This window comes from Marinomonas sp. S3726 (assembly GCF_000967665.1).
GTDB lineage: Bacteria > Pseudomonadota > Gammaproteobacteria > Pseudomonadales > Marinomonadaceae > Marinomonas.
In genome coordinates, this window is the sequence record NZ_JXYC01000008.1 from 46,124 (window position 1) to 66,014 (window position 19,891).

At 42.9% G+C, this 19,891-nt stretch carries 17 protein-coding genes; all 17 read left to right on the forward strand.

Annotated features, from left to right (window positions below):
• The first annotated feature begins 135 nt into the window (after positions 1 to 135).
• The 17 genes from TW85_RS07400 to TW85_RS07480 all read left to right on the forward strand — a co-directional run bounded on the left by TW85_RS07400 (position 136) and on the right by TW85_RS07480 (position 19,886).
• Positions 136 to 1,059 carry an AraC family transcriptional regulator gene (locus TW85_RS07400; protein ID WP_046016479.1) on the forward strand — a complete coding sequence of 308 codons (924 nt, stop codon included), beginning with the start codon at positions 136 to 138 and terminating at the stop codon, positions 1,057 to 1,059.
• Positions 1,060 to 2,455: 1,396 nt separating this feature from the next.
• The gene (locus TW85_RS25390; RefSeq protein ID WP_052701990.1) at positions 2,456 to 3,976 is read left to right on the forward strand and encodes a class I adenylate-forming enzyme family protein; all 1,521 of its coding nucleotides are present in this window, start codon (positions 2,456 to 2,458) and stop codon (positions 3,974 to 3,976) included.
• 130 nt (positions 3,977 to 4,106) lie between these two features.
• Positions 4,107 to 5,267: an amino acid decarboxylase gene (locus tag TW85_RS07410; RefSeq protein WP_046016480.1), complete on the forward strand. Its 1,161-nt coding sequence runs from the start codon at positions 4,107 to 4,109 to the stop codon at positions 5,265 to 5,267.
• A gap of 9 nt (positions 5,268 to 5,276) precedes the next feature.
• On the forward strand, positions 5,277 to 6,329 hold the full coding sequence (locus tag TW85_RS07415) for a hypothetical protein (protein WP_046016481.1): 1,053 nt from the start codon (positions 5,277 to 5,279) through the stop codon (positions 6,327 to 6,329).
• Positions 6,326 to 7,183 (forward strand): hypothetical protein, encoded by an 858-nt coding sequence (locus TW85_RS07420; RefSeq protein ID WP_046016482.1) that lies wholly within the window; start codon positions 6,326 to 6,328, stop codon positions 7,181 to 7,183. The genes TW85_RS07415 and TW85_RS07420 overlap by 4 nt, the downstream gene beginning before the upstream one ends.
• Complete coding sequence (locus tag TW85_RS07425) at positions 7,176 to 7,724, forward strand: hypothetical protein (RefSeq protein WP_046016483.1); 549 nt, start codon at positions 7,176 to 7,178, stop codon at positions 7,722 to 7,724. The genes TW85_RS07420 and TW85_RS07425 overlap by 8 nt, the downstream gene beginning before the upstream one ends.
• A complete protein-coding gene (locus TW85_RS07430) occupies positions 7,714 to 8,769 on the forward strand; it encodes a hypothetical protein (RefSeq protein WP_046016484.1) in 1,056 nt (351 codons plus the stop codon). Before TW85_RS07425 ends, TW85_RS07430 begins: the two co-directional genes overlap by 11 nt.
• Positions 8,770 to 8,786: 17 nt before the next feature.
• Entirely contained in the window at positions 8,787 to 10,934 is a 2,148-nt protein-coding gene (locus TW85_RS07435) for a tryptophan 7-halogenase (protein ID WP_238326182.1), read from the forward strand.
• Positions 10,934 to 12,001: an alpha/beta fold hydrolase gene (locus TW85_RS07440; RefSeq protein WP_162197495.1), complete on the forward strand. Its 1,068-nt coding sequence runs from the start codon at positions 10,934 to 10,936 to the stop codon at positions 11,999 to 12,001. The genes TW85_RS07435 and TW85_RS07440 overlap by 1 nt, the downstream gene beginning before the upstream one ends.
• Complete coding sequence (locus TW85_RS07445) at positions 11,998 to 13,449, forward strand: hypothetical protein (protein ID WP_046016486.1); 1,452 nt, start codon at positions 11,998 to 12,000, stop codon at positions 13,447 to 13,449. The genes TW85_RS07440 and TW85_RS07445 overlap by 4 nt, the downstream gene beginning before the upstream one ends.
• A gap of 128 nt (positions 13,450 to 13,577) precedes the next feature.
• Positions 13,578 to 13,826 carry an acyl carrier protein gene (locus TW85_RS07450; protein ID WP_046016487.1) on the forward strand — a complete coding sequence of 83 codons (249 nt, stop codon included), beginning with the start codon at positions 13,578 to 13,580 and terminating at the stop codon, positions 13,824 to 13,826.
• A gap of 111 nt (positions 13,827 to 13,937) precedes the next feature.
• Positions 13,938 to 14,678 carry a hypothetical protein gene (locus TW85_RS07455; protein ID WP_046016488.1) on the forward strand — a complete coding sequence of 247 codons (741 nt, stop codon included), beginning with the start codon at positions 13,938 to 13,940 and terminating at the stop codon, positions 14,676 to 14,678.
• Positions 14,675 to 15,385 carry an ABC transporter ATP-binding protein gene (locus TW85_RS07460; protein WP_052701992.1) on the forward strand — a complete coding sequence of 237 codons (711 nt, stop codon included), beginning with the start codon at positions 14,675 to 14,677 and terminating at the stop codon, positions 15,383 to 15,385. Before TW85_RS07455 ends, TW85_RS07460 begins: the two co-directional genes overlap by 4 nt.
• Positions 15,382 to 16,341: a hypothetical protein gene (locus TW85_RS07465; protein WP_046016489.1), complete on the forward strand. Its 960-nt coding sequence runs from the start codon at positions 15,382 to 15,384 to the stop codon at positions 16,339 to 16,341. Before TW85_RS07460 ends, TW85_RS07465 begins: the two co-directional genes overlap by 4 nt.
• A gap of 3 nt (positions 16,342 to 16,344) precedes the next feature.
• A complete protein-coding gene (locus tag TW85_RS07470) occupies positions 16,345 to 17,586 on the forward strand; it encodes an FtsX-like permease family protein (protein ID WP_046016490.1) in 1,242 nt (413 codons plus the stop codon).
• A 21-nt stretch (positions 17,587 to 17,607) separates the two neighbouring features.
• Positions 17,608 to 18,438 (forward strand): outer membrane lipoprotein-sorting protein, encoded by an 831-nt coding sequence (locus TW85_RS07475; RefSeq protein WP_046016491.1) that lies wholly within the window; start codon positions 17,608 to 17,610, stop codon positions 18,436 to 18,438.
• Entirely contained in the window at positions 18,435 to 19,886 is a 1,452-nt protein-coding gene (locus TW85_RS07480; RefSeq protein WP_046016492.1) for a hypothetical protein, read from the forward strand. Before TW85_RS07475 ends, TW85_RS07480 begins: the two co-directional genes overlap by 4 nt.
• The last annotated feature ends 5 nt before the right edge of the window (positions 19,887 to 19,891 follow it).

The window sequence follows — 19,891 nt, forward strand, 5'->3', positions numbered from 1 at the left end:
CATAATATCATTGCAGTTATGACGTAAGTAGAGTGTTTAATAGATAAAACTTGCCTATTTCTGTTTTACTCATTATTTATTATCAATTATATTTAGCTTAAATTACGTTTGAATGAACACCAAGCTGAGTCTTTTATGTCAAAACTTGCCTTACTAATGCAGTCGTACGCCGAAAAAAAAAATTTAAACCAACTTGATGGTGTCGCTAAAACATTAGTTGATGGTGTCTACTTTTATCGCAGCCCACTTGGAAATAAGCGTCAACCTTTTCTATATCAGTCTGGGATTATCGCCATGGCACAGGGCCATAAAAAGATCTATCTTGGTGGAAAAAGTGTAACTTATGGGGCAGGGGATTATGTTGTGGTTGGCGTGCCTATGCCGCTAGAGTGCGAAGCCTACACACAAGATGATAAACCCATTTTGGGCTTATCTATCGATGTGGATGCTCAGCTTTTACACACCTTAGTGAATCAATTAACTGAAGGTGCTTTTTCTCACAGGCACGAAGCCGAGCTATTCACCCCTTACCTTAAAAACAAAGAACAAAAAGAGAAAAAGCTTAATTTAGGGCTTCAATCTGAAAGTCTTAATGAAGAATTAGACGATGCATTAGCACGTCTACTTAAAGTGTTGCATTGTGACAGGGATGCCAAGGTTTTAGGCGAGGGCATAGTGAAGGAAATTGTCTATCGCACATTATTAGGCCGTCATGGGCATATCTTGTTTGATCTTGCCCAGCATGATGGACATTATGCCCGTATAGCTAAAGTGCTTAACCATTTACATCTGGCTTATGCGGACGAAATTAGAGTTGAAGATCTAGCGCAACAGGTACATATGAGCTTATCTGGCTTTCATCGTGCATTTCGTGAAGTGACGAGTGAAACCCCTCTGCAATATCTAAAAAAGATACGTCTTAGTAAAGCTAAAGATCTGATCAACTTAGAAGGTAAGCGAGCAAGCGAGGCTGCACTTATGGTCGGGTACGCAAGTCCAACTCAATTTAGTCGTGAATTTAAACGATACTTCAATAGCACACCAAGATCCTTTGCTTAAGGTATCTGCAAATCAGTCCTCCTGCCTCCGTGTATGGATAAAAGCCGCTAGATTTATAGCGAAGGGCGCAACTTAATCGTTATTTTATTGATAAGGCTCTTGGCGTAAAGACAGAGAAGAGGTGACTTAATAGCAGGTTCCCTAATTGTGGTTCCTTAAACAATGGGGTCTTGAAAGGCTTGAGGAAGAGGAAAGCGTTAGCCTGATTTTTTCTAAATGATAATTATTCTCTCATTTTCTTGAATATCACTATTTTACGACTCATAGACTAAATAGTTTAATTAGATCCATTGTTTAATCTGATATTAGTCTGTGTAAGGTATCTAAATTTCAGTTTAATAATGTGTTTATATTAATAATAACCTTTCTAGTTCTTTGGTCTAATGTAGTTATTTTAACTTGTCCTTTAATATAACTAAAAGCCTAAGGTATTAAACTAACCGGTCGGTTCTTGTATTAGGCTTATCAAATATAGTAATAATATCGAAAAACGAAAACATTAATATCTAAACGAAAATGGGAAAATTTATTTTTATAGAGTATTTTTCTCTTTGAATATTAATTCAATCTCAAAATTTGATACCGATAGTTCTATTTTTAAATGGTTTGGTTTTACCTAGCCTTAATAACTGGCCTTTTATGTAATAACTAGTGTACGAAATATAACCAGGGTTATAGTGATTAGAGTGGTCTCTTTCAGTTAAAATCTGGTACGAAGGATAAAAAAGTTAATTTTTTAAAAAATAATTTCACCTTTGATTTTTGTGCAGGTTATGTGCATGAATTATCTTAAAAATGAAGTTTTATTGTGCGTTTTAAGCTAGTTTTACTTGTCTATTAGAGCGATTCCACACTTAGCTAACTCATCTCCATAAGTCTTTAGTTTACGTTAAGGGCAATATCTAACCTATTGAATTTATATAAAATAAATTTAGACCTTTTAACTGATATAAATATTAACGATATAAAGTTTACGCTTTTTATATATATGTTTTTGAATTTTAAATATGAGCTCATTTTTCGTTCTAGATTAAAAAATATTGTTTGTTTAAGCTTTGTTTGAATCTAAGGTTTTTAATTTTTCTGCAATAAAAATTAAGTTGACAAAATAAAATATGAATTTTAATTTAATCGAAAATAAAAAAATGACTAATAAGGTTAAGTTGTTTTTAAGAAAGCTTGGTTGAGAAAGTTGGTTTTTTCATTTGGTGATTTTCGTATTCTAGATTTTTAACTAGTAGGGTTTTCCTCTAATTACTTTTCTTGTCGAATGTTTATCTGAAGTGTTTTCTCTTTAGTTTGCCTTTAGCTGAGTTTCAATAAAGTGTTTATTGTTGAATAAACGCTAACGGATTTTTATGGCCAAAACTAAATGGATGTTAAGGGAGTAAAATGTATGCTGTTCACATTGGCAGACCTGTTTCACAAGGTATCAAAAGGAAAATGGCAAGGTAAGATTGGTTTCTACCCTAGTGCCAAGCAGTTTGATCTAGCGGGTTTTGAATCTTATTCTGGTCAATTGCAAAGCAGACTAGATAAGCAAACAAATTTAAAGTTTGGTGATGCTGTTTTAGTGACGGATGAACCGACTCTTCAAACATTAGCGAATATGCTTTACCTATGGGGTAAAGGTGCCGTTGTAGTGCCTGTTAGACATACTATGTCTGAACAAGCCAGGTTAGCTATCGCACAAGACTGCCATGCTAGTGTGTGTTTGCATGGCGATGCTCTCATCCATTTAGCACCTTTGAATAAAAACCAAGGTGAGGCTCATGGAAAACAAACTAGCACCACTAAGTTTAATTTTAAAAGTGAGCGCAGAGTAACGGGTGCCGATTTAGCTTTAATCATTTATACCTCAGGTAGTACAGGTAAACCCAAAGGCATCATGCTTAGTCATGCAAATGTGCTAAATGCCATGTCTTCAATTGCAACTTATCTTTCGATAGATGAAGAAGAGCATATTCTGTGTTTATCACCCTTATCCTTTGATTATGGTTTATACCAATTGCTATTTAGTTTGGCTTACGATTGCCAATTAACCTTATTCGAAGGTGACTTTCATCCTATCAAGGTGCTTAAGGCCTTGGAACTGAGCCAAGCCAGTTTGGTGCCTGTGGTGCCTGCGATGGCGAGTGCGCTAGCGAAAATGATTCAAACCTTTAAAAAGCCTTTGCCTCATTTCAAAAAACTAACCAATACGGGCGGTCACCTAGCAGAAGATAATATTAGATTACTCAGTGAGCTATTACCCCAGTTACAAATTTTTGCCATGTATGGTCTGACCGAATGCAAACGAGCTTTGTATTTACCGCCAGAAGACAGCTTGCGTAAATTAGGCTCTGTGGGTGTGCCTATTCCTGGATTAGAAGCCAAGATTTTACATCCAAGTAAAGATGAAAATCATGGCAGCTATAACGAAGTGGAGCAGGGTGAAATAGGCGAACTCTTTATTCGTGGCGCAAGCTTGATGCAGGGCTATTTTGGTATGGCGAATGCTGGAGCCTGTATATTAGCGGGCGATTATCGTGATGATAATTGGCTAGCCACAGGAGATTTATTTTGCCAAGACGAGGATGGCTATTTTTACTTCAAGGGTCGATCTAAAGACCTAATCAAGCAAGCTGGTTTTTGTTTGTACCCAGCAGAGCTTGAATCTCAAATTGAACAACATCCGAATGTTTTCCTCTGCGCCATCGTGCCACACAAAGACAGATGGGGGGATGAAATTGCCTGCCTGAATGTCCAACTTATCAATCCTGGTGTGGAACAAGAAAAAGCATTTAGAGACTGGTTAACCACTCAAATTGAAGATAACTACCGACCCAGACAGCTGATTTTTATTGATGAATTAGCCTTAACTCAAAATAGTAAAGTGGATAAGCAGCATCTAATGGCCAGCTTATCTTCTGGTTAGCTTCCAAGCATTTTTACGCTTTAAAAAATAACAATAAGCCTGTTACTTGTGATGTGAAAACACATCGCTTTGGTCCTTTGCGCCCAAAACAGGCCAATATCAAGCAGTTGGAGAATGAAAGGTGAGTCAAATGGATAAGATTAAGGCCTTATTACAAGAGAATGCAGGGCAGATTGAAACCCCATGTTATCTCTATAGCGTGTCCCAAGTAGCACAAAACTATCAGGCTTTATCTGAGGCGCTAGGTACCAAATTAATCTACTCAATGAAGGCGAATAACAACGCGGATTTATTGATGCGAGCCAGTCACCATCTTGATGGTGGTATCGAAGTCGCTTCTATTGGCGAACTTAACCTTGTTGCCGGTGGAGATAGTGAGAAGTTTATTAATAACCCTTCTGCTGACAAGAAGTTTCTAAGGGCTGCCGTAGCATCACGTTCTACCATTATTCTTGATAACTTGGTTCAGCTTGAAGCTTTGCGCGAATTTGTTGGTAAACGCCCTTTAAAGCCTGTCCTTTTGCGTCTGAACTCTTCTGTTCTAAAGCGTTTTAATCAAGATTTACCCAGTATTCGTGCCGATCAATTTGGTATGGATTGGGTGACTGTGACAACAGCGATTAGCTTATGTCGAGAGTTTGATATCCCCTTAGCAGGATTCCATCTATTTAACGGCTCTTACAGTTTTACTAAGGCTGCCAATGCCACGGCTGTTGCTGCTATTGCTATCCTCGCTGAAATGGAACGCCTTTATGATCAAGCGCTAAGCTTTGTCAATTTAGGGGGCGGATTCTCCGAGCAGTGGCAAGAGCAAGGGTTCGACTTTGAATCTTATCGTCAGCTTCTTGGCGAGTTTCCTGCTCATATAACCCTTGCCCACGAAACAGGCAGAGGCCTGATGGCAAGTGCAGGCTACTTTGCTACTCGGGTTCGTTATACCAAGCAAATTGATGGTAACCAGTTTGCTATTTGCGATGGTGGTATTAATCAAAACTTCTTATTGGCTCAAACGGAAAACACCTTTCGTAAATTGAAAACGCCTTTGTTATGGCGCAAGCCTAATGCTGACTTAAGTACTGATGCTGCTTTGGATGAGACAGAAAAGGGTGCTTGTACTTATGTGGGCAGTTCTTGCTCTAAAGACGATGTAATTGGTAAACAAACGGATAAGCATCTATTGCCGCAAGCGGGCGACATCTGTGTTTACGATCACTGTGGAGCCTATAACGCCAGTTATACGGTCACACCATTTCTCAAGCTTCCTCAAGCTAAAACTTACATTATCGAATAGGCCATCATTATGAATGATTTATCACAACTTTTTGGTGGCTTTATCACAGAGCCTTTGGCTGGCTACAAAGCCTTGCCTGAAAGCTTAGATAGCATGATTAACCAAGCGTGTTTATCGCTGCTAGATTCGGAAATTCTGATTGAAGATGATTTCAGCCAGCGTTTGCCATTAAGTGTTGCCAAGGTAAAACAGCCATTGCCCAAGTTTGAGCAAACCTTTGTTATTGATGAATTAACAAAGGCCATAAAAGAGACCGGCTTTGGCCCGCATTTTCATCAAATTATCGGGCTGTTTGGTTCTATTATGCTCAACCTGACAGCCACAGAAGCGCAGCAAGCTCAGGTGGATGCTTGGCTAGAGAAAGATATTTTTGGACATTTCTTAATGACAGATGCAGGTGGTCCAAGTCTCGCTAATTGGTCGACTGAGTTGTCAGTGAGTCCAGATGAAACTGGTATGCACCAGCTAAAAGTCAATAAAAAATGGGGCATTGAAGCCCACGATTTAGGCTTTGTTATGTTGGTGGTGAAGCAGTCAGGTAAACCTTATCCCATTACTTTAATGCTTACTCCCGAGCAGTCAAAAGCGCTCAAGCAAGACAAGGTCGGGCGTGCTTATCTTGATGGTGTTTTGCAATTAGGCAATGTGGTGGGTGAGGTGAAAGTCAGCCCAGATCAGATCCTGAAGAAAGGTGGCATGGCCAGTGTAAACCGCTTTTTAACCTTAGTGCGTCCACGTTTTGTCAAAGCCTTAATGCACCACCTTTTGTGGCTAGATAAAGAAAATCGATTAGATATGGATGCCGAACTTAAAACCAATATCGATTTTATCTTGGGTTTTGCCGATCACTTTTTGGCTCAACCGGATTTCTCCATTCACAGTGTGGATCAGGTGCTAGCGCTGAAGTTTGCTAGTAATGAGCTATTAGCAAACTTGGTAGCAAGCAATAAAGTAAAAAGCTTTGCTGATCAAAGAGATTTACTGGGTTTCACTAAAATGGAAGGAAGCTCGTACCGCTGCTTTTTCGAGATATACGCCAAGCAGAAGAGGGCGAGACGATGAGTGCTTTAACCGTAAGAGGGATAGGTTTTCAGCCACTTAAGTCTTGCCTTTATCAGCAAAGGCCAAGTATAGAGGCAAGCTTTGAATGGTTATCTGGATTAATTCATACCCAGACAGAGCAAGTGCTCGCCAAGCTTTCAGAAGAGGAAAGAAGCCAGATAGATAGGCATTTCCTGTGCTCGACCATGGTAGAGATGCCATTTACCACAGGGGATATTGCTTGGTCAGATGTGGCTGAAAAGCTAACGGCGCTTGGTCCTAATAACCCAGATACTTATATCAATGCCTATGAATGTGCCTCTTGGGGCTATTCATTACGCCATTATCTAACCTATGCCAAGGCAGAGAAGAAGCGCTTCCTTTTGGTCAGTATTTTAGATGCCAATCTCTATGATCTAACTTTTTGGCGTTATAACGAGAACTGGCATGAATCGGGTTTTGGTATCACTACGGTTTTGCTTGAGGTCACAGGTGAAGTCAGTAACGAACTCATCACTCAATGTGCGCTGACCCATAATTCTATGGCTGAGTTTGCCACAGTCGTAAGGCGTACCGTGACAGGCAGAGACAATGTTTGTCTGGCGTTGCCGTTTTTCCCCGAACACATTCAAGAGATGTTTAACAAGCTATTGGCTAAGCAATGGCGCTTGCCGGATTTACACCATAACTGGGGCCATTGTTTTGGCTCAGATCCTTGGTTATCCATACTTTGCCATAGCTTGGAAAATCCACCCTTAGAAGAGCAAAAATACATGGCTGCCTCGCTTGCACTAAATGGTTATTTTGCCATGGCAGAGGTGCGAGTGAATCAAGACACTCATTTAATTCTGAATGAGGAGGCGAGCTATGAATGAGCTGTATTTTAAAGGCGAGCTTAAGCGAGTGCCTTTTGAAGGCAAGTTGTCTGCTGCTCTTGCGAGATATATGCCGCTAGAAAGTGAAAACGACTTTGAAGTCTTTGCTTTATTGCCTTCCAGTAAGACACCCATTTACCTGAACTTTGCTGAGCATTATCAGATTTTAGAGGGTTTTGTGAAGCAGGCAAATGCCTGTTTTGAGGGCGAAGTCAACTTTCTTATTCGCCTTTCAATGCCAGGTGGTATGCGTTTACCTGCTGTTTTATTAGAACCTAATGTGCTCTTAATGCAAGACATTCAGCCTGAATTATTACGCCTAAAAAAGGGTGTATCAAAAGGTGAGGTCTCAAGGCTATTGGTGATTGATGACCATCTGCTTCGATATCAGCTTGAGCAAGGTAAAAATCAAATGCATCTCAGCTTGTATAGCCAAAGCCAGTTTGACTCTTCTCATGAAGAAGCCTGCTTTTTGCAATTGATTGAGTCACTGGCTGAGTTTGGTATTGCTGCCAAAGAGGAGAGGGATGATGCAATTTGATGCTTCTTTTAGCTCTGCGCCGACAGAAGACCTTGCAGTGACTAGTATGGTGATTGAGTCCCTTTGGGCAAGGCAGGTGCTCTCGGTGGGTCATGGTTTAAGTTTGCTTGAAGCTCAGTTAAATCAGCTAACGACTTTACCAGAGCAAGTGCTCTTGATTAGCGCTGGAGAAGTGAAGCCTTTGTTAAATGCAAAAATTCGCGAGTTTGCTCGGGGCTTGATGCAAAAAGGCTGTCAGTTGCGATTTGTTAGCGCGGCTTGTACCAGTTTTCATGCGGCTGTGTTTGAAGCCAGTCAATCGCAAAGCCAAGACTGCTTGGTGATTGCGCTAGAGCTAGACCAAGGTTTGCAGCAAGCCTGTTTAAATTCTTTAGGTGTGGGCAATGACGTCGAACAAGATGGCTTAACCGTGCTTAATTGCGTTGGCTTGTGTGTACTTCGTAAAAAACATGCTGAGCCAAAAGACATCATCATAATGCAGTGCGACATACTTTCTCAGCCCCTTGGTATGTCGGGTACACAAAAGCTTTTGTTGATGTTTGAAGACTATATCAAGTGCTTACCAGAGGCGACTCAGCCCGTTTCCTTTGCTATCAGTTCCCAATGGGGGAAGAAGCTAGAACTTGCCTTGCAAGAGCGGCTATCTGGCCCTTTTGCCACCAGTGAATGGCTAGCGAGTGCAGAACAAGGGCAACAACACTTTTTAAGCCTTAAACCGCTTTTTGAATTGCAAGGTTACCAAGCAGCATTGGCAAAAGGCCCTTTGCTATTGATGACATTGGGAGGTGGCGGTCGTTTAGGTTGCATGTTGATAAGCCGTGGTCTTAAAGCCGATCAAGCTTTAACTCAGGCGTCACTGAGTGAGTGCTGCATCAAATCAGATCAAAGTGCCTATCAAGCCGCTTTGCATGTCAAAAACGAATGTCAGGCAAGTTACTACCAGCAGGTAAAACACACCCTGAAATACCCGCAAACCCAATACCGGGGTATCAATAATCATTATTTTCGCTGGTCAGAAACGATCACCGAATTATTAACAATGTGACACTTAGGAGTAGATAGATGAACGGAATGTCTAGCGTGACTGAGCAAGTAAAAGCAGGTCCTGCTTTTACCCAAGCTAACCTAACCACCAAAGTTAAGCCTAGTTATGATGTGGTGATTATTGGTGCGGGTTGGGCGGGTTTAACCTTAGCAAGACAGCTGAAAATGAGTCGACCAGAGCTTTCCATTGTGCAGTTGGATGCCGCCACTGAATACAAGGCGAAAGTTGGGGAAGCAACCGTTGAAATGACGGGGCATTATTTTATGCACCGTCTTGGTTTAGCGAACTACTTGTATCGTAATCATCTGCCTAAAAATGGTTTGAGGTTCTTGTTTGATTCAGAACATCACGACTTAGAACTGCATGAAATGAGTGAGCACGGTACTTCAAATATTCCGCCACATCCTGCTTTTCAGCTCGATAGGGCAAGGCTAGAAGAAGATCTGGTTGCTATGAACCGCGAAATGGGCATTGATATTCTGCTTGGTGCGCGGGTTAAAGATCTGGAAATAAATGAAAGCATTCATGCGGCGCCACACCTAGTGCAATTTGATTGTCCAGCACTTGGAGAGAGCATTGATCCTATGGGGCAAACTGTCAGCGGTCGCTGGCTGGTGGATGCCAGTGGTAAAGCGGGGCTTATCGCTAAAAAATACAAGCTGCACCATAGACGCGATGTGCCACAAAACGCTTCCACTTGGGCGCGCTTTAGTAATATCAAAGATATCGATGCCCTAGGGCCAAAAGAGTGGCGTCGTAAAGTGAATGGGCGTTTCCTATCGACGATCCACTTTACAGGAGAAGGATATTGGATCTGGGTCATTCCCCTAAGCGGCGGTTTTACCAGTATTGGTGTGGACTGTGACAAAGAAAGGATGAAAAAACGCCCTGTAAAAAGGGATGAGTTCATGGCTTTCTTGAAAAGCCATAAAGGCCTTGCTGACCTTCTTGAAGGTGCACAAATGGAAGACTTTGAAGCTTGGGGGCAACTTGCTTACCGAGGTGAGAAGTACATGAGCGAACATAGGTGGGCAACCACAGGTTTTGCTGCCATGTTCCTAGACCCTTTGTTTAGCTTTGGCGGCGATATGATTTCGCTTTTCAATGATGGTATTTGCAAAACCATTTGTGAGGATTTTGCCACCGAAGATGAAAGCGAAGCCATTACCAAATTAGCGCAAAACTTGCCTGTCCTTAACCAGCAGGCCCATGAGTTCTACCAACGTATTTATAGCCATGTGAACAATGTGACGCCCGTGCTGGATTGTGGCGAGCTATGTTCTCCTATCTTGGCTTACATCACGGCGACCTACTTCTTAGAGACTGCTTGGGATTATATGGCGGATAATTTTGTCGATCTTGAAAGGTGGCAATCTAAGAGTCATTTACGCCGTGGTTATCTAGCGTTGGAGAAAAAACTCAATCGACAAATTCTAGAAACCGCAGAAATTCTAAGCTACGAAGGTCGTTATTTTGACCGTAACTCAATTGGCTTTTTTGAGTCTGGTGCCGAGATTTATCGCTACTTTGTCTTCGAAATGGGCGATAAGGGTAAGGATGGTCGTCGTATCGATCTTCATACCAAACTCTGGGCTAGCATCTATCTGCAAGTCACGGGGAGCCGTTTGAATCTTAAAAAGTTTGCTAGCCGAAACTTGGTGCAAGAGTGTTTGAACCTACCGCAAATCCTGACGAAAGACAGTTTCACTAAAGCTGATTTGCCTGGCTTGATACAGGATATTAATGCCGCTTTAACACAAAAACTTATCGAGCAAAGTGAGCTGGAATTTCAAGCAGACGAACTTGTCGCAAGTATTGATGAGATGTCGTTTGAATCAGGGGATGTCCATTTAGCGTTCAATAAAGAGGGGCTAACTCAGGACGACATTGCGCTCTTGACCAAGCAAGCTAAGGCGTTGTGGGCGCAAGAGCAAGAATACATTCACATGCCTTTTACCGTGCCTTATTTCTTACAGTTCTGCCGTCAAACCGATGAAAACATTATGAACGGCCCTATTCAGGATGCCGAAGTGCCAACCCGCAAAGTCGCGGCAGAAAGGTTGATTGCGCAAATGCAAAGAGAATCGCAAACAGCTGGCGCAGAAGAGCGTGTGCAGCTTGGTCAAGAAGAAACGACAGAAACTGAAAAGGCAGGCACATGTTAATGGAAAAAAGGAGCTTTTTTGCCAGGGATGGTGTGCGCCTCGCCTACGATGAGTTTTCTCCCGAAGGGGCGTTAGCTCAAGATATCGCCGCAAACAGCAGTGATGAGATTAGCAGAGTGTGCTTCATCTTCCTTCATGGCAGTACCTATAACTCAAGACGTTACGCCAATATTGCTAAGGCGCTGTCTGGTAAAGGTTACCAAACTTGTCTGCTTAATTGGCGTGGTCATGGGGAGTCTCAAGGTAAGCCGGGGGATCTTCATTATGTGGGGCAGTTAGAAGATGATCTGGCTGACATGATTGCCCATATCAAAAGCCAAGATGAAAAGGCTGCCATAGTGATAGGCGGGCACTCAGCCGGTGCAGTGGTTTGTTTGCGCTATATCGATAAGTACGGCTGTGATGAGATTAAAGCTGTGGCCTTTGTCTCTCCTGCGATCAATGGGCCATTAGAGACGGTACGATACCCTCAGCCGTCTTCTGCTTTGCAATATAGGTTGACTTACTTTCGCCAAGCGAAAGTCCATGGCCCAGTGCCAGAGGCTGCTTTGCAGTATGCGCCAATACTCAATATGAAGGCTTTTTGGTTAGCTAAGTTGATCCCAGGTTTTCGCCATAAGCCTATTTTGAGTTTCCCAGCGAGCGAGCGTATGGCCAAGCTAGAAGGGAGAGTGTTGGATTACAGCTATAACCTCATGCTGTCTTGTGACATCAATGATTATCCCAATGCTTTTAATCGCATCAATGTGCCAACGCTTATGTTGGTTGGTGAAGAGGATGAGGTTATTCACTCTAGCTTGCTTGATACGGTGTTTCATTGGCACTTAGGGCCAGATTTAGCTAAATCCCTAATTAAGGTGCCAAAGCTAAATCATATTCGTATTTTACCCGCTGCGTGTCAGGTGTTGCCTAATTGGCTTGCCAGCATTTTTGAGATGGCCGCTTCAAATGATCAGACAAGTGAAAGCGAGCTAGATGATCAAGCGGAAGCCAGCCTGATTTCAGCAGAAAAGCGGGATAAAGCCAGGCTTGTTAAAAGCGAAGCAGAGCAAGGAGCGCAGGCATGATATGTGATCATAATAGCTTTCTGTTTGATGGTTATTTAACTAACCGCCAAAGCCTGATTCAAGAGTTAGAGTTGGCAGCAGATGCGTCTTTGCAAACTTTGCTAAAAACGGCTTTTAAAGCTTGGAAACTGGACTTTAATCAAAAGGTATTAGGGGATTATCGTCTGATACTGCCCATTGAAGAATCATCAGATAAAAGCAATCTGCCTGAGTGTTTTATTGCTTGCTCTGGTTTTTCAAGCTATCGCCTTTTTTATAAGTCGAATGAGGCTGAATTTTCCCTAAGTCCTAGCATGAATGACTTCATAACAGGTGCCGAATTAGATGCGAATGCCATAGGCCAACTCTTTACTCAATCTTATCTGGTGCCGCCATTAACTTTAGTGAAAGGAGTGAGGCAATTAGCCAATGGCGAGAGCCAAATTTGGCAGATTACCTCTGGGCAGACAGGCATTAAAGCAAAATGCCTTGCTCATAAAACCTTGAGTCTGCAAGAAAAGCTTCATCTTAATCAGCTTGGCTCTCAAGCGGCTAAGTCAGAGTGCGTGCAACGGGAAAATAAGCAAGCTGGTGACAAAGAAGATGAAGCAATTGGCTTGTTAAAAGAGGGCAAGTTCAATGCATTTATGGCGTTACCTTTGGTTTCAAGGTTACTAAGTGAACCTGTCACTCAGTTAGGCCAACTCTGCTTATTGGATAATCTGATGGCGGATTCATCAGACGCTTATCAAAGTAAAACAGGCTTATATCGTCTACAAGGTCAGGCGGAATCTACACAAAGACAAGAAGCTGCTCTTAGTTGTGGTATCGGTACTGGTCTTGGTGTTGCTAGTCAGCTGGCTGAGTTGAATCAAGCCTGGGACAAGAATGCCTTATTAGACATTAAGTCTCTTAAATCCTTATACGGACCGCTGTTTAAATCAGGGTTAAGTCAGGCATTTAAGCAGCAACGCCAAACACAGCTTAAGTTAAGGCAAGAATATCAAACTCAAATGCTGAGCTTTCCACAGGGCCAAGTGACAACACCGAGTTTCGAGCTTTGGTTAGATCTTACCGTACGACTACCTAACCAGTGGCAACAAGAGAGGCTACTCGCCGAAGGTTTAGGAAAAGAGGTGCAATTTGTCGCTTTAACACATGGGTTTGCGGCTAGGCCAATAGAGCAATCCGTACTTGCATTGATACCAAATGATAACCAGTGGCTTAAAACGGCCTCTAAAGTTTATTTCGACCCGCAGGATGACAGTTTGGTGAATCTCTACGATGCCATGCAAAGGTTGATGTTACATGGCTATAAACCTGTGACACACAGCTTGCTTAAAGTCGCTGCACCGCCTCTCACAGCCAAACTGATTAAACAGCAGGATAAACGGTCGCAAGTGGATGCTTTTTGCATGAAAAGCCTCACGCTAGACCATCTATCACGCCATTTAGGCTGCTCTTTATAGAGGCTCTCTATTGAAGGTGCGTTACAAGAAGTTCTCTAAATCTCAATTAAGTCTTCAATGAAAGCTTAATTGAGCAATGTAATTGGTAATGATTTTAGTTAATTAAACAACAATAAAAAGGAAACAAAATGTCAGATAAAAGCCAACTAACAGACCTACAAGCACAAGTTGCCGAAATGCTAAACAAGGATGCTATCGATGCTGATACGCCACTTGGTGAGCTAGGGGTGGATTCATTAAATGTGGTGGAGGTAATTCTCATTTGTGAGCAAATTTACACAGATGTGAGTGATCCAGAAGCCTTGATTTTTGATGAGTTCACTACGCTGCGTGATATGGATGCTCAACTACTTGAAGCGTCAGATAACTTTGTTTAACCCAGAATAGGAAGTGTTCGCACCGGCATGGCCTAAGTTAAGAAGCCTAGTTTAAATGCTTGGATCTTCTTGTCTGGGTCAGCTTATTTGTACGCGTCAGAGGGAAAGAGAATGAAAAAAGTCCTGAGTTTTGTATTAACGAGTTTCATTATTGGCAATGTGGTGGCTTGGTTCACAGGAGCAGCGCCAATTGAGTTTCCAAAGCAGGCTTATAACAAGGATGCTCAAATGAATATGGCAGCTCTAAAGCAATCGCTTAAGAATGAGCCAGAAGATTTGGATCTACTGATCGAGATAGGTAGCCAATATACCTTGCATAACGACATAGAGCTGGCTGCTGACCACTTAGGGCACGCTGTCGAAATAGCACCAAATGATCCCCTAGCAAAAGCTTGGTATAACGCGAATAGAGCGAAAGAGGCAGGTGCTATGTTGGATTTATCCATGGGGCTCTACAAGCTTTATAAGCTAAATGATTCGCTCAAAAACATTAGCCAAGCTGTGATTGCGGCGCCTAATGACTTATCCGTGCGTCTTATCCGTATGGCAACCTTTGCCAACATTGGTGATATCAACCCATTATTTGATCAAGTATTCGAGGATGAGAAGTGGTTTGCCAGCCTGTTAGATAAACAGGGGCACTATATTCCTGATGAGGTTAAGTCTCAGTTTTACCTATCTATGGCACAAGCTTATTTGTTTAAAGATGATGCTGTGGATGCTAATAAAATCCAAACCTATTTAGAGCTTTATAAAGCTATCCCTGAGAAAAAAGCCAGTGATCTTGAGCATTTCAGCAAGATGGAAGCAGACTTTATCTCGATTCATGATGGCGAGCGAGGCGCAGCATGAGGCTGGTTAACTTAGCCAAGGTATCGCGCTTTTTTACCCTAGGCCAAAGCCGAGTCTGTGCCCTGAATCAAATTGATTTAGCGGTAGATAAAGGTGAGTTCTTGGTGCTAAAAGGCGCGAGCGGCAGTGGTAAAAGCACCTTGCTCAACCTCATTGGCGCGATGGATGAGGCAGATGAGGGTGAGATCGCCATTGCTGGCAAAGCACTTGGGCCTATGAGTGACAGACAAAAGTCCCATGTACGCCGCGATCATATCGGCTTTATCTTCCAGTCTTTCAATCTCTTGCCTGTGCTGACGGCCCTTGAAAATGTGCAATATCCACTGTCGTTAAGAACGGGGGGGAAAGCGGCGGGGGCTTCTAGCCATAAAGAGAATAAAGCAAAAGCCGTAGCTGCTTTGGAAAGAGTGGGGTTGGCGGACTTTGTTAATCACAAGCCCAATCAGCTTTCTGGCGGGCAAATGCAAAGGGTGGCAATCGCCAGAGCTTTGGTCACAGAGCCAGATATTATCCTCGCGGATGAGCCAACAGCGAATCTGGATTCAGAGAATGCCAAAAGCATTATGGCCCTGATGAAGCAGCTCAATCGCCAAGGTATCACCTTTATTTTTGCCACTCACCATGACTATGTGTTGGAGCAGGCATCTCGTGTCATTGAGCTTAGGGATGGCTGTATCTTGCAAGATAAGCAGAGGGTAGCGGCATGAGGCTTTTTTTTAAACCATCACCTAACGCAATAAAAGCACCATTCTTTGTTTTCTTGGTGATAGCGACAGGCTTGCTTTCAGCCTGCTCTGACGAGGCGAGCCTTAATGCGAGCCTTGAAACGAATGCAGCATCAAGCAAAGTGGCAAATGAAGCTCAAAATGCTGCTCAAAATAAAGTTAAGCAAACCTATTTGCTCTCAGATTACCAATTACCCAGCGCCATAGGGGCAGATCAAGCAGAGCAAGAAGCTTTGTTAAAGCAGCTGAATGAAAAGGAAGGTTTGACGCAAGAAGAGGTAAAACAGCAGCTCTTATTAAGGTTGACCCTCTTTTCCTCGGATAAAAACCAGACCTTAGTCAAGCTTGAAGCCATTACTCAAGGGTTAACTCGTGCCAGTGAATTTAGTGCAGAACAAGGCAAGCAGGACTATGAATTGATGGCGGCCATGGGTAGCGCATTAAGCTATCAATCCATCTTTTATCAAGCGGATCTTGGGCAGATGAATCTCTTATCTCGCAAAGGTATGCGCTATATGGATAGAGCCGTAAAAAAAGCCCCAAACCACCTAGGAGTCAGGCTTTTACGAGGGCTCAGTTACGCCAATATGCCGGCCTTTTTAAACCGGGCGAGCTTTGCTGTTGAAGACCTTTCGCTACTCAAAAATGTTCTGTTACATGAGAAGGAAGGTGGGCAAGGTCAGGATGCTAAATTGCTTTCTAAATCGATAGTCGAATTAGCTAAAAAATCACCATTAAAAAAACAGGATAAATTATTTATTGAATTTATTGATTATTATTTGGCCTTATCTTTTTATAAAAATGCTCAGCTAGAAAGTGCGAAATCACTCTGGAAGGCACTTTCAAATACACCAAGTGCAGGCTCTGATTCAGCATCAGGCCCAGTGTCAAAATCTAAGTGGTCAGCCCTTGCAACTAAAAGGCTAGAGGAGGTTTAAGGCATGTTATCCATTAACTTTTTTCGCTATAAAATCGCACTGTTAAATGTACTGAGAAACCGTCGTCGTAGCCTGATTACCTTGTTATCTATTCAGATTGGTGTCGTGAGCTTGATTCTCTTTGGTGGCTTTGTGGCTTCCATGTACGAAGGTATGCGCGAAAACATGATTCGCTCACAGCTAGGTCACTTACAAATCTATCAAGCAGGCTTTAATCAATATGGCCATATTGAGCCAGAGAAGTATTTGTTAACCCAAGAGCAAGTGCAGCAAGTTTCTGATTTGGTGTCAGGGCTGGCTGAGGTTGAATTATTAACCCCAAGATTGGATTTTTCTGGACTGATCACTAACGGCAATCAGTCGGTCGCTGTGGTGGGTAATGGTATAGACCCAGATAAAGAAGCGCTTTTAAGCTCGGCCATCACCTTGATTGAAGGGGAGGACTTGTTCCCAGAAGATCAAGCCGGTGCACTAGTAGGGCAAGGCCTTTATAACGCCTTAAATGCCAATATTGGGGATTACCTTACTTTATTAGCCTCAACGGCTGATGGCGCAGTGAATGCGGTGGACGTGCAAATTGTTGGTGCAATCAATACGGGCACCCGTGAAGTGGATAATCGATTATTACGTATTAACTTAAGCCACGCTCAAGACCTGCAATTTACGCAAGGGGTCAGTCGTTTAGTTGTGCTGTTAAAAGACACGGCGCAAACCCAAATTGTGATGGATAAGTTAAGCCAATTGTTCGAACAAGAAGGGCTCACCCTTGAAATGCGCTCTTGGTCTCAGCTTGCTGATTATTACCATGAAGTGGTGAATCTATTTGATGGGGTCTTTGGCTTTCTAAAAATCATTGTGCTCTTTATCGCCGCTTTGAGTATCGCCAATACCATGATGATGGCCGTGATGGAGCGAACACCTGAGATTGGCTCTATCCGTGCGTTAGGAGCCACTCGTCACGAAGTCATGATGCTTTTTCTCACCGAAGCCAGTTATCTCGGGCTTTTCGGCAGTGCGTTAGGGGTGCTGCTTGGCATCTTTATGGCCAATAGCATCACCTTGGCAGAGTTCATCATGCCGACACCACCAGGTAGTAGCCAAAGCTATCCCATCCGTATTTTTGTGGAATGGACTGTGGTGTGGCAAACCGCCTTAACCGGTGTGCTGGTGGCTGTGCTTGCGAGCATCTACCCCGCCTTTAAAGCCTCTCGTTTGTTGATTAACCAAGCCATGCGCTCCGCGTAAACTTCTCTAAAGGATAGCAGTATGTTTTTTAATGATTTTCTAAGAGTGTTGTTAAGTGATTTTTTAAGAGTGCTGTTAAGTGATTTTTTAAGAGTCACTTTCAAAAGGTGTTTTCTGATCTCAAGCGGCATCGCCTTTCTAGCTTGTTTTGTAAGCGGCGTGAGCCAAGCGCAACCTTCTATCACGGCAGACATATTAGTAGAGAAGATCGATGCTTTTCGTGGCCTTGATAACGCTGGCTTTAGCTTTGACATTACCAATGTGAGTTATAAAGCGGGTCGTGATGCACGCACAAACCAGCTAAGTGTCGATGTGAAGGCGGTGAAATCTTTAGTGACCTTTGAGTCTCCCGCAAGGCAAAAAGGCCGTGTTTTGCTCAAGCAAGATAATGATATGTGGCTTTATATTCCGGGGACTCGTAAGGTCATTCGTATCTCACCTGCGCAGCGTTTATTGGGTGAAACCAGTAATGGGGATGTGACAGGCTCTAACCTAGCGCTTGATTATGATGCCACGCTTTCTACTGAAGAAAGTGATAAACCCCAAGGACAAATTAAGCTGATTTTAACCGCTAAGAACAAGTCAGTCAGCTATCAAAAAGTCGTCTTCTGGTTAGAAGAGAAGGCACCTTATAAGCCGATTCGAAGCGAGTATTATGCACGCTCAGGCAAGCTACTGAAAACCGCTGATTATAAGGCGTTTAAAGACTTTAATGGCGAGCTTAAAATACACAAGATGCTGCTAACGGACCCTCTCATTGAAGGCAGCTACACTTGGATGCTGTTTGATAACTATCGTACCACTGACTTGCCCGATGCGCGCTTTAGTAAAGAAGCGATTGTTAATTTATGAGCCGCTTTTTTCTCATTAAAGAGCTTTGCTTAAGCAAGCATCGAGTTGCTCAAATACTAGGTTTGAGTGTTTGTTTTGCGGGTTCGTTTTATATGGCTAATGTAAGTGCTGCAGCGCCTGTAGACCCTTTTGCAGCCTCTGATGTGCCTACTGATCCTTTTGCTAGTGGGAGTGAAACCTCAATTCTATCTCTAGTCAAAGAGGAGGAGATCAAGCCTTCTGTAAAAGCTGTGCTCACCCAGAGTGTCTCAGCCATGACCTACCTTCAGTTGAATGATATCAACCAAGATCATGCGTTCAACCCTAACTTGGCTCGATTCAATGAAGATAAACAGCTAAACGCCTTGGATTATGGGGCTAAGTTGAACTTAGAAGATAGCCTTGCTGGATTGAGTGCCCGCACACGTATCTTAGCGCAATATGAGGTGCAAGATCTGTTTGGTTCAAGCGACGAAAGAACGGATAGCGATGAGCTAAAAGCACTTGAGGCGTATCTCAATTGGTATTCAAAAGACTATCAATGGCAGGCACAAGCAGGGCGTATCAAAACAGAATGGAGTAATGGCTTTAATTGGAATCTCACTAACTTGTTAAGGCCTTACCGAGATCAGCCTTATTCGGATCAAGATGATCTGTTACAGCAAGAAGGTTGGATGATGGCAAGCTTGAGCCGCAATCAGGGAGATTGGTTTTATCAGGCCTTAGTGGCCGAGCTCGAAGATGATGATCTTACTAAGGTGAGTTACAGAGCCAATCAGCAATATGTATTGAGACTAGGTTATCAAGGTGGCGCTGATGCTGAGCTTATCTTGCATAAATTACCGGGCCAATCCCTTAATTACGCCCTGAGTGTGAGTCGATTATTAACCGATGCCATGACCTTGCGTGCCCAGTGGAGTTTACAGCACCAAAGAAGCCAAACGACTAGCAGTTTGCTGGCAGACTATAACGGCACTAGCTTTGAAGAAAGCGCACAAAGCGCTTGGCAGCAGGTGTTGTTGGGCGCGGCTTATACCACAGAGTCGGGCGCTAACTTTCGGCTTGAATACCTTCATAGCGAACACGGATTTAGTGAAGGGGAGTGGGATTACATCTCATCTAATAGTGATACGGCCTTTACTAATATCAACTCTGGTTTAGGCTCGAGCTCGGATTATGCCTACATGGGCTCTGCGTTAGATAGTTTGAACTACGGCCAACTTCGCCAAAACTACCTCTATTTTATGTATTCCAGCCCTTTATCTGATGGGCTTTGGCAATACCGACAAAGCGTGCAACTCAACTTGGATGATGACAGCCAATTGCATCGTTTGGAATTGCTCAAATCATGGAATGCCAACCTCACTAGCCGTTTTCAGTTTGAAACCTATCAAGGTTGCAGTGACTGCGAATATGGCTTGAACCCTAATGAAAATACCTTACGAGCGGTTTTTAAATGGGACTTTTAATCACG

Bases quoted from the DNA above. Each gene is read 5' to 3' on its own strand.
- TW85_RS07435 (WP_238326182.1), top strand. From the start codon at position 8,787: ATGAACGGAATGTCTAGCGTGACTGAGCAAGTAAAAGCAGGTCCTGCT.
- TW85_RS07410 (WP_046016480.1), top strand. From the start codon at position 4,107: ATGGATAAGATTAAGGCCTTATTACAAGAGAATGCAGGGCAGATTGAA.
- TW85_RS25390 (WP_052701990.1), top strand. From the start codon at position 2,456: ATGCTGTTCACATTGGCAGACCTGTTTCACAAGGTATCAAAAGGAAAA.
- TW85_RS07415 (WP_046016481.1), top strand. From the start codon at position 5,277: ATGAATGATTTATCACAACTTTTTGGTGGCTTTATCACAGAGCCTTTG.
- TW85_RS07430 (WP_046016484.1), top strand. From the start codon at position 7,714: ATGCAATTTGATGCTTCTTTTAGCTCTGCGCCGACAGAAGACCTTGCA.
- TW85_RS07480 (WP_046016492.1), top strand. From the start codon at position 18,435: ATGAGCCGCTTTTTTCTCATTAAAGAGCTTTGCTTAAGCAAGCATCGA.
- TW85_RS07445 (WP_046016486.1), top strand. From the start codon at position 11,998: ATGATATGTGATCATAATAGCTTTCTGTTTGATGGTTATTTAACTAAC.
- TW85_RS07470 (WP_046016490.1), top strand. From the start codon at position 16,345: ATGTTATCCATTAACTTTTTTCGCTATAAAATCGCACTGTTAAATGTA.
- TW85_RS07475 (WP_046016491.1), top strand. From the start codon at position 17,608: ATGTTTTTTAATGATTTTCTAAGAGTGTTGTTAAGTGATTTTTTAAGA.
- TW85_RS07465 (WP_046016489.1), top strand. From the start codon at position 15,382: ATGAGGCTTTTTTTTAAACCATCACCTAACGCAATAAAAGCACCATTC.
- TW85_RS07460 (WP_052701992.1), top strand. From the start codon at position 14,675: ATGAGGCTGGTTAACTTAGCCAAGGTATCGCGCTTTTTTACCCTAGGC.
- TW85_RS07420 (WP_046016482.1), top strand. From the start codon at position 6,326: ATGAGTGCTTTAACCGTAAGAGGGATAGGTTTTCAGCCACTTAAGTCT.
- TW85_RS07455 (WP_046016488.1), top strand. From the start codon at position 13,938: ATGAAAAAAGTCCTGAGTTTTGTATTAACGAGTTTCATTATTGGCAAT.
- TW85_RS07400 (WP_046016479.1), top strand. From the start codon at position 136: ATGTCAAAACTTGCCTTACTAATGCAGTCGTACGCCGAAAAAAAAAAT.
- TW85_RS07440 (WP_162197495.1), top strand. From the start codon at position 10,934: ATGGAAAAAAGGAGCTTTTTTGCCAGGGATGGTGTGCGCCTCGCCTAC.
- TW85_RS07450 (WP_046016487.1), top strand. From the start codon at position 13,578: ATGTCAGATAAAAGCCAACTAACAGACCTACAAGCACAAGTTGCCGAA.
- TW85_RS07425 (WP_046016483.1), top strand. From the start codon at position 7,176: ATGAATGAGCTGTATTTTAAAGGCGAGCTTAAGCGAGTGCCTTTTGAA.